The organism is Enterococcus sp. BWR-S5, from assembly GCF_016745255.1.
Lineage (GTDB): Bacteria > Bacillota > Bacilli > Lactobacillales > Enterococcaceae > Enterococcus_L.
This window is the reverse complement of record NZ_JADOEQ010000015.1, coordinates 49,095-62,282: the sequence shown is the minus strand read 5'-3', so window position 1 is coordinate 62,282 and position 13,188 is coordinate 49,095. Positions and strand designations below refer to the sequence as shown.

The window sequence follows — 13,188 nt, the reverse complement described above, 5'->3', positions numbered from 1 at the left end:
GCTGAGTATCTAACGCAATTATCTTTAGCCGTAGGTCAGTAACGCATCAACTGTTCCCATCGCTTCCTGGCGCTGCTCCATCAGCGAATCAGCATAGGTATCCAGTGTCAGCTTGATGGATCGGTGACCGAGAATTTTACTGAGGCTGGCGATATCCACTCCTTGTTCCAGACAACGAGTTGCGAAGGTATGGCGCAAGGTATGAAAATGAATATGCTCAATGGAGGTGTCCTTGATTACCTTTTTGAAGCGATAGTTAATCACGCGCGGCTCTGCCAGGTTTTTACGGCTGTGTATGACATAATCACAAACAGCATGCTCTTTCTTTTCTAACAGGTAAGCCTTCAGGTTTTTGGCTAATGGGATTTTCCGACTTGAGTCCTGTGTTTTCGGCGTCCCTGCAATTAGCTTCGTCTTATTGAGAACACTCGTTTCATCAACAATTCGCGAAATAGTCCGATTGACATAAATGATATTCTGCTCAAAATCGATATCCTGCCATTTCAAGCCGCTGATTTCACCAATTCGCATCCCGGAATACAGTGCCAGTAGAATAGGCGAGCATTCAGAATCCAGAAAGGCCAGAGCTTCTAATGCTCTCTGTTCCTTTATCGATAGTGCCCGAACAGCCCGATACTCCAGTTTTGGCAATTGAACGAAGGCACAAGGATTAGATGGAAGGTAGTGTTTTCGGACAGCTTCATTTAATGATTGCTTCACCAGATTAGTAACGAGGCGTATACTGCCGGCAGATAGACCGTGATTTATCAGACCATTCACAAACTGTTGGATACATTCTTCATCTAACTTATACAAACGATGCATTCCCAGTTCCGGTAAGATATGGCGGTTGAGCATCCGAAAATAGTTCGAATAGGTTGTCTCCTTCACATTGTTTCGGACGGTGCCGGACATCCAGTGCCCCAACCACTGTTCGTAGGTTCCTTCGTAACGTTGAAACTCGTAGGTTGTAGTCAGCTGCTTTGCCTTTAGAATTGTCAGCTTTTCTTTCACATCAGCGTAGCGCTTGCCATATACATAGCCATAGATGATTTGTCTTTCCGGGGTTCTCTTTTTTATATAACGGCCCTCCCAACGTCCATCTTTTCGCTTGTAAATGTTCTCTCCTCGTTTAGCCATATTGCTTCAGTCCCTTCATTATTTGACGATTTTTTTGACGGGTAAAAAATGAAGATTGTTGAAATCCTTGTAATTCCTGCATTTCTTCTCATTGCCTTTCTGAAAAACGGACAAAATGCTATTTTTACATGCCATTATTCTCTGATTTTTCTAATTTTCTTTAGAATAAAGAAAATATATTTTCTAATAAACATATTGACGAAAGCAGTCATATCAATTAGACTAACGAATATACCAAATATTTTTATTAGATTTTTCTTATTTGATAGAGAAATAGGAAAAATAGATGAAATTCTTATCGAATTTGATACTATAAAATTACCATGCAAAATCATTGGCTTCCAACTTACTAATGCCATATCAAAATACAAAAAACCGACTCGCGCAATCTGCGAGTCGGTTTCTTTCTGTATTGAAAGCAATTATATAGACATTGCATTAGTAACGCTTACTATAGTAAGTAATGCTAATTAATGGAGGGATTACTTATGGAAAGATATATTTTTTGGGACCGAGAAATAAGCACAAAACTCACATTACTAAGAACTTTATACCTGGAAGAATACTGGCTGTCAACGGAAAAATTAGTAAAATTATCCACCCTTGATAAACGAACCGTCTTGAAATATATGAAACTTTTACAAGCTGATAGCGACTCTCTTCCAGACACCTATGATTCTATCATATTATCAAGAAAGGGCCTCGGGCATCGATTCATAGGAGGCAAACCAGCTTATGTAGACTTTGTACATCAGCTGGTTTCTTCATCTATCCCCTTTTCTTTTATTTCTGAACTGTATCTCCACTCATATGTAGACTTGGAGGATTTTAGTGAAGAATATTTTATTAGTATGACATCACTAAAAGAATTGATTGGTAAATTCCGAACTTTTTTTGAGCCGCTAGAGATATTTTTAGTCCAAGAAAAAGGAATTATTAGCGTAACTGGTAACGAAATCTCCTTTCGCTTTTTTGGGTATACTTTTTTTTGGCGAATTACTAAAGGTGTTTACTGACCTTTTGAAACAGTCATCCCCGAAGAGAAAGTCGATCTTCTCATTTCTCAACACTTTTCTACTTATATCCATATGAAGCAACTGCTTTCTCTCAATGGAAATTTATTGTAGCCATTAATCTCTGCCGAATAAAGAAGGGAGCTATTTTATCGGATAGTGACCTGCCGGAGTTTGCACATCAGCTAAATGATACAATGCTCTATGAGTTAACCAATTTTTTTGATACTAAGAGTTTTACTAATGTCTTTTTCGACTTGGCTTCTGTACATGTAGATGCTGAATTTGATTTCTTACAGCTCTTTTTCCAGACAAGCGTTCAAACCTACTTAATCCCAGGCTACCTTGATTATTATATTTCATTTCATGAAAAGGAACAGACACCCATTTTCATAATGTACCAGGACATACTGAATTGTTTTAGTAAAGAGATGAAAGAGACGGATGAAGAGACTACAGCAATTGCCAGAGGCTTAATTTTTTCAACACTTATGGTAGCCAGCCTATTTCCTTCTTATGCAACAACCCTTTCCGGCTATGATTACGATGAGTATCTTTATCAAACCTATCCCTATCTTCGAAAAGAAATGGAACGCCGACTAGTTCTGCTGAAACAATCTTATCCATCAAAATTATTGGATAATAAAGCTTTGATTGTTTCCAGATTTTGTGAACTTTATTGTCTGTTTGGGCATCCAACTGATTACAACCCTGAAATAAAAATAAAAATGGAAACGGATCTTCCGGTAGTAATGGAGAAAGTTCTTGCCCATCAAGTTTTTTCTGTCCTATCTCCGTATTTTAACGTTTCTATCTTATCAACAATCCACATCCCAACAGACATTGTACCTGATTTAATTATTGCCTCTGCTCAAATCGTCAAAACATCTAATACAGATATATCTATTGCTCACATTAACCCTGCTCTGAGTTCAAAGGATATTAAGCTTATTATAAAAAAAGTAGCCTTGCTGAACTCGATAAAATCTGAAATAAATTTAGACTAAAGAGGCTCCAGCACTTCTTCCTTTATTGATACAGGAAGGAGTGCTGGAACTTTTCTAAAGACAAAAAATCGAGTGACTAGCTTAAGAAGCACGCGGGTCACTCGATTTTTCTGTATCTAAATATAGTCAATTTTTTCAGAAACTTTTATCGTATAAATTGGACTTACACTACTCTGACTGGCCTTTCGATTGTTTTGAAAAAATCAGCGCTGGCTATTCATTTTTTCATCAGTTGTACATTTCCTAGATTTGCTTTAGCTAGGTCATTCTGAGCTATAAATTTGAATCCAGCCTCATTTTCTTCTATTAAATATATCTCTTCTCCATCATAGCTATCTATGGTTATCCTATCTTCGTCAATAGAATACTGATATGTCCGAGTTCCTGAAAAAGCAGGGTCCAAATTAGTCGCTCTCACATTGATTTCTTCATCAGAAAAAGTAACCATTTCTACAATTTTAATATATGACCCTCTTTTGATTTCCCATCTATTGTTCTGTAGTGTCGCCTCAATACCATCTTCTCTAGAAAAATAATTCGTAGATAAAAATACGATAGCAAAAACCAAAAATATGCTGCCTATTATAAAAAAACGCTCAAGTGAAAGCTTGTTGCGCTTAGAATTTACGTACATAAAACACCTTCTAATCTAAATTTTTTTGAGACACCCTCTTATTCATTTTCCGGCCAGGAATCGCCTTTTAATCTACACATGTAATCATAGAATATTTCCGTCCCAAACGGCTCTTTTGGCAGCTTCTTCTTTCCCTTTATAATTGTCAGGTCTTCCAGATTTTGTAAATCATTCAGATACACTAGCATATCATGTATCCCGCCGGTTCGTGCTTCAGACAGCCATTCAAAAAGAACCTCTTTTTCCTCATCATTGAGCTTATCCATGAACGTACTCTTTTTATTTTCTATGACCTTTCTATAATCTCTTTCACTTATCGCCACAAATCCATCAACAAGCTCTTTGTAGCTATCTAATTCATTTTCCCCCATAATTCCCCTTCTCTTTTCCAAGTTTTTTCCTATTAAAAATCGTTCCTGTGCCGCTAAAAATACTTCGCAAAAAATTTAGATGCCCAAAAGCCATATAACCACGACAGCAGTATCAAAAACAATTCTAAAAATGCCCAAACCTTTATTGATACCAACAGAGCTAATAATAGGACGATCGAATACACTGTAAAAAATGCCAGGAAATATACTCTAAATATGTATTCCGGGTTCGCTTCGAATTTCCTTTCATTTCTTGTGTATAATTTCCACCCCATAAGCCCAAAGCGTAAAACAACAGCCTTTTTACTGATATTTCTTTTCATCTTCTTCCTCCTACCAATCATTTTTGAGAATATGATTCTTTAGCACAACGTAAATTCTAGTCTCGACTACCGCCCCAGCCTAACTTGGCAAATTCCATTTCAAAATCAGCGATAAAGGTTGCGCTGTATTCTGCAAGAAGAGGAAAGTTTTTTTCTTGTTTTTTTAAAGCTATTGGAAGTATTTCTATTAGTTCCTTTTCCATGATTTTTCTGGCATGAGCTATGTTTTCCGGCGGTGTTAGTTTCGAGCGATCATAGCTTCCCTTACTAAGTGTCTCTTTGGGAAACTTTTCTCTTTCTAATACGATGGTTATCATCAAAGCCGTTTGGTTTCTAAAAACCTCTCTCATTCTTCTATCTATTCTCGATTGCGTTTTATTCCCATATTCATTTGATGTCACATCAAAGGTGAAAAACAAGCTGAAAGGAAAATCTGGATACTTGCTCCCTAACACATTCAAGTCTTCCAACTCATACGCAGCCTCTGAGACTCCGCTATATACATCCGCTCTTACAACCACTGCAATAAATTTTTCGTTTTTCAATAGTTCTTTTCCACCCCTTTTAATCGTTTTGGTACTGCTTAATATGGGCCTACAATGACCGCCTTATTTTTGGCTATTACTGATTGCTGGAATTGCAGCAAACTTCATTCACTTATCAAATGCAGAACCATATCGTTTTCTTCTTTCATTTTAAATTATACTGTACCGGAAGATATTTTTGTCAACTTCGTAAGATTTTTTAAACTCACTCTGTTATAGTCTAGTATCTTCTTCAATTGAACCACGCAGATGTAGTGACTGCAATCCTCTCAACTATCTCAGTAAAGCACCGAAACGTTGTACAAGGATGCTTCAAGCTCTGTTCATTCAGTTTTTGAATAGAATAAAAAGAGGATGGAAACAAACCATGGTTTGTTCCCACCCTCTTTCAAATAACACACTATTTTACAAACTAAGAAATCGTATAAGCCGTAACGCCCAGTAAATCAATCTGACCGATATTTTGCTCAGGAACGGTCGTTTTTAATGTTTGTAGGATAAAATCCGAACCGTTAAATCGATACCTTAAAATCAAGTCGCCTAATTTCTCATGATGTTTGTCACCTAACCCATAGACTTCCTTTGTCATTGTCGCCATATTATTATTATGCGCTACATCAGCTAAAAAAGTATAGAATATTGGAGAAGTGTAGCCGCCTGATTTTATTGTAATACGAAGCTGAAGCTTCAATAAATCCGGATTAGGACATGGCGTAAAGTCCGAAACGAAGCCTTCTGAAACATTATTTTTTTGACCTACCATTGTAACTTTCATTTCAATTCCTACTTTCTTATTTTACTAACTACTAGAACTATCAGCGCTGTACTTCTATATACTGATTATAATATGAAAACCTATGATAGGATTCCCGCAAAGCTCCCAACTAACTCCCAATGATTATTCAATTCTTTTTCAATCTCTCATACAAAATCATCTGGTTCACAGACACTTTTTTTATTATAATCAGAGGTAGTAATTGAGTTTTACTTGAACGCAACTGCGTTTGGTAAACAGAAAAGGACGGATGAACGATGACAAAAGCAATAATCAGCAGTGTAGTAGATTTGACTGAAGGAGGCTGTAACGCTTGTGGTGTTATAAAGTGTGTTTCTTACACCTTGACAATAGATGAGCGTGAGATTCCGTTGGAAGAATTAACCGTTTCTTCCTTAGTTATGACACTTGTGCTAAAGAACGGATACAAGCAAGAAATGAAAATGGATATGCTGGATGACTACCTGTCATTTACAAAATCAGGCTATGAAGTAAAGCTATTCGAAGAATACAATCAGCTGACCTATAAGAGTCCCGATACAGAAATGCAAACAACAGACCGAATAGAAGATACAAAAGAATTAACCGAAAAAGTCAACGAATTGCTGACCAATATCTTCAAGCTGGAAGCAATAGAATTTGAGTATGAGTAATTAGAAAAGCGAAACAAACTTGGGCAGCTCCCGAACAATAAGACAAAAATGGTATGTGGTGTTCTTTACCACAAGACACTTTTTGACTTATTGTTGAGAGGAGCTGTTTGTGTAGCTAGACAATAGAAAAGCGGAACAAACTTGGGCAGCTCCTGAAACAGCTACCTGTTAAAAGAGCAGACTGCGTCAAATCATTATTGCCGACCTATGCTATGCTGATTTCAAGGAGGTGCTGACAATGCACGCATGGGAAGCAGTTCAAGTTACAGTAGATTTTATTGAAGAACATCTCGAAGAAGATATTGCGATTGACGAGCTCGCTGCTTTGGCAAAGCTGTCTCCATTTTACTATCAGAGACTCTTTTCACGATTGGTCAAAAAGCCTATCCGAGAATACATCAAGTTTCGACGACTTGCACATGCCACAGAGCTTTTACCAAATAAAAACCTGCGGATTTTAGATATCGCAATAGAGAATGGATTCAACAGCCATGAAACCTTTACCAGAGCATTCAAAGAAGCCTATGGGATGACACCGGAAACGTTCCGTGAAAATCCGGTAATGTTAAACCAATTTGATAAACCGGATCTCTTACTCAACTATGTCATGGTGGATGAAGGTGTCCCATTGATTAGTGATGGATTAGTCCTTGAGTTTAACAAAAAGAAATTGGATACACCGATTCCCTTCTTAGGCTTTGAAGGATATGTGCCTATTGAAGGTCAGATGCCAAATGGAGAAGCAACAGGTGTCGATATTCCCGGAGAGGTTTGGAAGAAATTTCACGAAAATAAACACGCCATTCTGAGAAGCAAAAATAGTAGAGAAATCGGTGTCGCTTACCTTGGCGATGCTCCGAAAGGAAGCTTCACCTATTTTGCAGGTGCTGAGGTTGAAACTGAAACAGACGACAACCGCTTCTCTAAATGGTTACTTCCCGCGAGAGAATATATCGTCTGCGGCTTTGAGGCGGAAAATTTTCAAGAGCTTGTTACAGTGGCATTGAATAAGGCGCTCAAATATAGTGGACTCTGGTTGGAAAAGCATGACTTAACGATGGATACCTATTCCCCCGAAATCTATTATGACAGTTCGCCGGATGGCTCCTATATGGAATTTTGGCTGCCGGCAGAGAAAAAAGCATAACAAAAGAGGAACCGACTACTCAGACAGAGCAGTCGGTTCCTCTTTTACTTATTTTTGTTACGTGTGACGAATCATATAGTCAAATGCGCCTAATGCTGCTGTTGCACCTGATCCCATAGAAATAATGATTTGTTTATAGGCACTGTCAGTACAGTCACCCGCTGCAAATACACCAGGGACATTTGTTGCACCATGCTTGTCAACGATGATTTCACCCATCTTTGTTCGCTCAAGGGTATCACCTACCCAATCGGTATTTGGTACCAAACCAATCAGAATGAAGACACCTTGAACATCTGCATGAACTTCTTCACCTGTTTCACGATCCACATAAGTGATGCCGTTAACTTTATCTGTACCAGTGATTTCTTTTGTCTGAACATTTTTCTTCACGGTAACGTTCGGTAATGAATACAAACGTTCCTGCAATACTTGGTCCGCTTTCAGTTCAGGCATGAATTCCAATACCGTTACGTGCTTAACGATTCCTGCAAGGTCAATTGCAGCTTCAATTCCAGAGTTTCCGCCACCGATAACGGCAACGTCTTTGCCTTCAAACAAAGGTCCATCACAATGTGGGCAATAGGCAACACCCTTATTCTTGAATTCTTGCTCTCCGGGAACGCCTACATTACGCCAGCGTGCACCAGTAGCCAAAATAGCCGTTTTACTTTTCAGAACAGCTCCGTTTTCAAGTGTTACTTCAACTAGCTCTTTTTTCTCAAGCTTCGCTGTACGTTGTGATTTCATCACATCAACAGGATACTCGTTCACATGAGCCTCTACCTGCGCCATCAGCTTAGGTCCTTCAGTGTATGGTGTTCCGATAACATTTTCAATACCTAATGTTTCCAGAACCTGTCCGCCAAAGGTTTCAGCAACCAAACCTGTGCGGATTCCCTTACGTGCTGCATAAATTGCCGCACTGGCACCAGCAGGCCCACCACCAATAACCAATACATCATAAGGCTCTTTGTCTTCAAACTCAGAAGCATCTGCCGGACCGGCAGCTTTTTCAAGAATCTGCTCGATTGTCATACGACCGCTTGAGAATTCCTCGCCATTCAACATCACTGTTGGCACAGCCATAATTCCTTTTGCTTCTACTTCTTCTTTGAACATACCGCCTTCAATCATCGTGTGTGAGATTTTTGGATTCACTACGCTCATAATGTTCAACGCTTGAACAACATCGGGACAGTTGTGACAAGTCAAGCTGACATATGTTTCAAAATGCAGTTCTTTGTCGATACTTTGAATCTGCTTGATTACCTTCTCATCTACCTTAGGTGCACGGCCACTCACTTGTAGTAAAGCCAACACCAATGAAGTAAACTCATGTCCTAATGGCAGACCGGCAAAAACAACACCGCTAGTCCCTTCCGGACGGTCAACAGCAAAGCTCGGTGTTTTTTCCAGCGTTACCTTCTCCATTGAAATCTTTGGAGACATTGAAGTGATTTCTTCTACAAGGTCTAATACCTTTTTAGAATTCTCATCTTCGCCTACGCTTGCTTTCAACACAATATTATTTTCTAACAGCTCAAGGTATTGAGCTAACTGTTCTTTGATTTCTGTATCTAATGCCATGTGTGTGCTCCTTTTCTTTGATAAAAACTAGTATATGTCTGATTAAAAAGCAGCCGCTGACGTTGATTTTCTCATTTCAGCAGCTGCCTTAGTTGTTATTCTCTATAACTGCTCAGCTTAGATTTTACCTACAAGATCAAGGCTAGGCTTCAATGTTTCACCAGTTTCTTTCCATTTCGCAGGACAAACTTCACCTGGATTTTTGCGTACATATTGACCCGCTCTGATTTTATCGATTAGAACGCTGGCGTCACGACCGATTCCATCCGCATTGATTTCTACAGTCTGTACAATTCCATCCGGATCAATGATGAATGTTCCGCGTTGTGCCAAACCTTCTTCGTCCAATACGTCAAAGATTTGAGAAATTTTATGACTTGGGTCGCCAATCATGATATATTCGATTTTGCCGATTGCATCAGAATGGTCATGCCATGCTTTATGTGTGAAGTGCGTATCTGTAGAAACAGAGTAAACCTCTACACCTAAGTCTTTCAAAGTCGCATATTGTTCTTGCAAATCTTCCAATTCTGTCGGGCATACGAATGTGAAGTCGGCTGGATAGAAACAGACAATGTTCCATTTTCCTTTGAAATCTTCTGATGATACGTCGATGAACTCTCCGTTGTGGTAAGCTTTTGCTGCAAACTCTTCTACTTCTTTTCCGATTAATGACATAATACAATTCCTCCCGATAATATAATAATATTTTAGTAACATTTTTAGTGGCATCTCGTTTTCCAACAAAAGGAAAATGAAATTACAATTAAAATTATCACTGTTGTTCAAAAGAAAGTCAAGGGGAAATTATAATTGTTAAAAAATTGTAATCATTCTAATTAGAAAACAAAAAACCTTATATATAAAGAGTTTGTGAAATGATTATCTTTCTCACTAAGCAATTCCTATTCTCAATTACCACATCTCTCTGTCTACCTTTCCTGACATTATCCTCTAAGGTAAAGTATAAGAGTTTTTATCATTTTGTTCAGTATGTAACGGTTGTTTTTCCGAAAAAAACATGGCTAAATCATTCAAAAAATTTTTTTGAACTTATAAATCTTTTATCTTGATTCGGACAAAATCTCCTTCAATAACTATTTTTGGGTGGGACATCGGCATAAATATTCGCGGTAATTGAACCCAATCAACCTCTTCCTTCAATACAAGCTTTATACCTAACGCTGCCAGACATAGGTTTCTACCAATCCATTCAGCATCATCCTGTGCCGTATCAATCACTTTTTCAAACAAAATTGTCCGATTTTTCACTTCGTAGATTGCTTTTGTAGAATGGAGTGGGGTCTTCGAGCTCCAAAAGAGAACAGTATTGCTAGACTGTTTAAACGCTTTATAATACTCTTCCGGATTTGTTATTTTAGGCTGTTCTTTAGAGAAAATTTTTCCTTTCTCAAAATAGATATAGTGGGGATATTCAATCAGCTGCTTCTGTAATTCTATTAAGATTGTTTCGTTCTTTCGTTGATTCGGATAAGCTGGCGTAATCATTTACTTCCTCCTCTTTCTGCCAATACTCAACTTCCCTATATAACATTCCGGCAGTATCCTTGTGATTTACAATCGATTGACTGGACAAACAACAGTCTCGATGTCTTTATCATAGCATGAAATAAGGATCAAACGAGGCGAAAAACGGGCAGAACCTCTTCTTAAAGTTCTGTCCGCCTATACTTTTCTTCATTCTTTTTTTTGAATAGACTTGAGCCGAATCCGGCAAGAAAAAAGCTGACAGCACATCTCTGCCACAATCATTTACTAACTGAAAAAGTGTGTGACTACAGGTTTTTCCATTTGATTCATTCGCTGCAGCTTTACCTGTTGATTTTTCTGAAATTCCGCATTCAACCAGGTTTCAATAATCATGCGAGCCGTGCCCTCGCCGCATACCTGCTCTCCCAAGCAAAGAACATTGGCATCATATTCTTCCTTCGCTACTCTTGCGGAAAAGACATCCTGTACCAAAGCCGCACGAACCTCCTGATGCTTATTGGCCTGAATACACATACCAATCCCCGTGCCGCCAACCAATATTCCCACATCCAGCTCTTTTCTTTGAATCATCTCACAGATATGTGCCACACAAACTGCGTAGTCAACAGCCTCAAAGCCGCTTCTAGTTCCCAAATCAATGAAATCATACATTTGTTCTTTTAAATAATAGCTAATCGTTTTCTTTAAATAATAACCACTGGGTGCATTTCCTATTCCGATTCTCATAGACCTTTCCTCCAGAAATTCCGATTTATATCCTTAACTATAGAATACGAGATACTTCTACGGTTTCCCAGAGCTTTTCATCCCAAACTTCTTTTTCGCAAGTCTGACAGTTTGGGTTTAATCATCCATGAATATTGATAAAAAATGCGTAGCTTTCTGATAGCTGCTCTTATTGTCTCAAGCGGCACTTGTCTTTTTGATTCTTCGATCAAGCAACGAAACAGCCTTCTGGCGATTTTCCCACATAGAATCCGTATAGGTATCCAGCGTCAGCTTTATAGAGGTATGTCCCAACAGCTTGCTGAGGGTTGTAATGTCTACCCCCTCTTCCACACATCGGGTCGCAAAGGTATGCCTCAAGGCGTGAAAATTGACAGATTCTACCTTCGCAGTCTTCAGCAGCTTTTTAAATCGATAATTAATCAGTCTGGGTTCCGCATAGCTCGCTCCGCAGGAAATAACAAATTCTGAGGTTGACAGCTTTCTCTTTTCCAATAGATAGCTTTTCAGATTTTTTGCAAGTGGAATTGCCCGTTGTGATGTCCCTGTTTTCGGTTGACTGATGATGACCTTGGTTCGCTTTTCCCCACCCTCAGATACCATAATCCGTTGTAACGTATGTTCAACAGAAATAATGTTTGCCGAAAAATCAATATCCTGCCAACGCAAGGCACTGATTTCTCCAATTCGCATTCCGGTATACAAGGAAAGAATGACCGGTGAACATTCTGCCTCGCTCCAAGCAGCGCGCTCCAAACGTTCCTGTTCAATTCTTGTCAACGCAGAAACAGATGTTTTTTTCAAGCGTGGAAGAATAACTCCCATACAGGGATCTTTGCCCAAAAAGCCTTCTGTTACAGCCTTACGAATCCCTGATTTCAAAATATTGATGATACAATGTGTCGTCTTTGCCGATAAGCCAAGCGAAATTAAATGATGGACAAATTCTTCTACCTTCATTGTCGTAAGGTTTTTCAAAAGTGTCTCCTCAAAATAAGGGTTGATATGTTTTTTTAGCCGACCACGATAATTGGCATAAGTAGAGGCCTTAATTTTTTTCGCCATTAAATAATCCAACCAGTAGTCCATCCACTCAGAGACTGTTCCCTTATAAATATTTTGTTCATCAAATCCACTGGCATATTCCGCCTTTTTCAAAGAAAGTTTTTTTCGTAAATCCGCATATTTCTTGGCGTAAACATAGCCAAAGACTATCCTCCCCATTTTATCTCTCGACTTGATATACCTGCCTTCCCAACGACCATCCTTACGTTTGTAAATATTTTCTCCTCTTCGTGCCACAGACGCTCTCTCCTTACAACTTAATAGATTTTCAGCCCACCATTACACCTTGTGCTTTTAACACTGTAAAAAATATATAAATCCTATAAAAGAAATGGGCATGCCATAATTATTTCTTCACTCGCACAGGTGAGTCTCATGCTTTACCGTACATATCCAAGACTATTTCCCTACTGTTTCGATTGTATTATCCAGACAATCATACAATCCTGCAAATCGAACAGCTTCGTTAGTTGCAATTATAGAAAAATAAATGTATAAAATATATTATCGATATATAACTCACACTATTTGAGCTTGCTCCATTATTCCAACTTGCCACTTTCATAAACTGAGGCAGAAATTAGCTATACATACTTCTATTCGGATAGAAAACAGCGCCCTAATTACAAATATTACTCATAATCAATTTATGTACATTTTATATTTATACAGATTTTTTTACAAGGA

Annotated in this window: 16 protein-coding genes; 5 read left to right on the top strand and 11 right to left on the bottom strand. The window is 38.5% G+C overall.

Annotated features, from left to right (window positions below; all coding sequences use genetic code 11):
• Positions 1-24: 24 nt before the first annotated feature.
• A complete protein-coding gene (locus IW510_RS16270; protein ID WP_202061463.1) occupies positions 25-1,140 on the bottom strand; it encodes a tyrosine-type recombinase/integrase in 1,116 nt (371 codons plus the stop codon).
• Positions 1,141-1,188: 48 nt separating this feature from the next.
• Between IW510_RS16270 and IW510_RS16265 the strand changes: the two genes are divergently transcribed.
• The 3 genes from IW510_RS16265 to IW510_RS16255 all read left to right on the top strand — a co-directional run bounded on the left by IW510_RS16265 (position 1,189) and on the right by IW510_RS16255 (position 3,160).
• Positions 1,189-1,614, top strand: coding sequence for a hypothetical protein (locus IW510_RS16265; RefSeq protein WP_202061462.1), 426 nt, complete (start codon positions 1,189-1,191; stop codon positions 1,612-1,614).
• Positions 1,615-1,628: 14 nt separating this feature from the next.
• Positions 1,629-2,156, top strand: coding sequence for a helix-turn-helix domain-containing protein (locus IW510_RS16260; protein ID WP_202061461.1), 528 nt, complete (start codon positions 1,629-1,631; stop codon positions 2,154-2,156).
• Between the two features lie 194 nt (positions 2,157-2,350).
• Positions 2,351-3,160 (top strand): hypothetical protein, encoded by an 810-nt coding sequence (locus tag IW510_RS16255; RefSeq protein ID WP_202061460.1) that lies wholly within the window; start codon positions 2,351-2,353, stop codon positions 3,158-3,160.
• Positions 3,161-3,377: 217 nt separating this feature from the next.
• Here IW510_RS16255 and IW510_RS16250 read toward each other — a convergent pair whose 3' ends face one another.
• The 5 genes from IW510_RS16250 to IW510_RS16230 form a co-directional block, all read right to left on the bottom strand.
• Complete coding sequence (locus IW510_RS16250; RefSeq protein ID WP_202061458.1) at positions 3,378-3,794, bottom strand: hypothetical protein; 417 nt, start codon at positions 3,792-3,794, stop codon at positions 3,378-3,380.
• 38 nt (positions 3,795-3,832) lie between these two features.
• On the bottom strand, positions 3,833-4,165 hold the full coding sequence (locus IW510_RS16245; RefSeq protein WP_202061456.1) for a DUF6547 family protein: 333 nt from the start codon (positions 4,163-4,165) through the stop codon (positions 3,833-3,835).
• A 53-nt stretch (positions 4,166-4,218) separates the two neighbouring features.
• Positions 4,219-4,488 carry a hypothetical protein gene (locus tag IW510_RS16240; RefSeq protein WP_202061454.1) on the bottom strand — a complete coding sequence of 90 codons (270 nt, stop codon included), beginning with the start codon at positions 4,486-4,488 and terminating at the stop codon, positions 4,219-4,221.
• A gap of 56 nt (positions 4,489-4,544) precedes the next feature.
• Positions 4,545-5,033: a hypothetical protein gene (locus tag IW510_RS16235; RefSeq protein WP_202061452.1), complete on the bottom strand. Its 489-nt coding sequence runs from the start codon at positions 5,031-5,033 to the stop codon at positions 4,545-4,547.
• A gap of 412 nt (positions 5,034-5,445) precedes the next feature.
• Positions 5,446-5,808 (bottom strand): hypothetical protein, encoded by a 363-nt coding sequence (locus tag IW510_RS16230; protein WP_202061451.1) that lies wholly within the window; start codon positions 5,806-5,808, stop codon positions 5,446-5,448.
• 257 nt (positions 5,809-6,065) lie between these two features.
• Here IW510_RS16230 and IW510_RS16225 point away from each other — a divergent pair, with 257 nt between their 5' ends.
• Both IW510_RS16225 and IW510_RS16220 read left to right on the top strand, forming a co-directional pair.
• Positions 6,066-6,461 carry a DUF4809 family protein gene (locus IW510_RS16225; protein WP_202061449.1) on the top strand — a complete coding sequence of 132 codons (396 nt, stop codon included), beginning with the start codon at positions 6,066-6,068 and terminating at the stop codon, positions 6,459-6,461.
• A 238-nt stretch (positions 6,462-6,699) separates the two neighbouring features.
• Positions 6,700-7,608 carry an AraC family transcriptional regulator gene (locus IW510_RS16220; protein ID WP_202061447.1) on the top strand — a complete coding sequence of 303 codons (909 nt, stop codon included), beginning with the start codon at positions 6,700-6,702 and terminating at the stop codon, positions 7,606-7,608.
• 57 nt (positions 7,609-7,665) lie between these two features.
• Here the strand turns inward: IW510_RS16220 and ahpF are convergent, their stop codons facing one another.
• The 5 genes from ahpF to IW510_RS16195 form a co-directional block, all read right to left on the bottom strand.
• Positions 7,666-9,198: an alkyl hydroperoxide reductase subunit F gene (gene ahpF, locus IW510_RS16215; RefSeq protein WP_202061445.1), complete on the bottom strand. Its 1,533-nt coding sequence runs from the start codon at positions 9,196-9,198 to the stop codon at positions 7,666-7,668.
• A 117-nt stretch (positions 9,199-9,315) separates the two neighbouring features.
• Complete coding sequence (gene ahpC / locus IW510_RS16210; protein WP_202061443.1) at positions 9,316-9,876, bottom strand: alkyl hydroperoxide reductase subunit C; 561 nt, start codon at positions 9,874-9,876, stop codon at positions 9,316-9,318.
• Positions 9,877-10,251: 375 nt separating this feature from the next.
• Positions 10,252-10,707: a hypothetical protein gene (locus IW510_RS16205; RefSeq protein ID WP_202061441.1), complete on the bottom strand. Its 456-nt coding sequence runs from the start codon at positions 10,705-10,707 to the stop codon at positions 10,252-10,254.
• A gap of 267 nt (positions 10,708-10,974) precedes the next feature.
• Positions 10,975-11,436 (bottom strand): RpiB/LacA/LacB family sugar-phosphate isomerase, encoded by a 462-nt coding sequence (locus tag IW510_RS16200; protein WP_202061439.1) that lies wholly within the window; start codon positions 11,434-11,436, stop codon positions 10,975-10,977.
• 177 nt (positions 11,437-11,613) lie between these two features.
• Entirely contained in the window at positions 11,614-12,738 is a 1,125-nt protein-coding gene (locus IW510_RS16195; RefSeq protein WP_202061437.1) for a tyrosine-type recombinase/integrase, read from the bottom strand.
• Positions 12,739-13,188 lie beyond the last annotated feature (450 nt).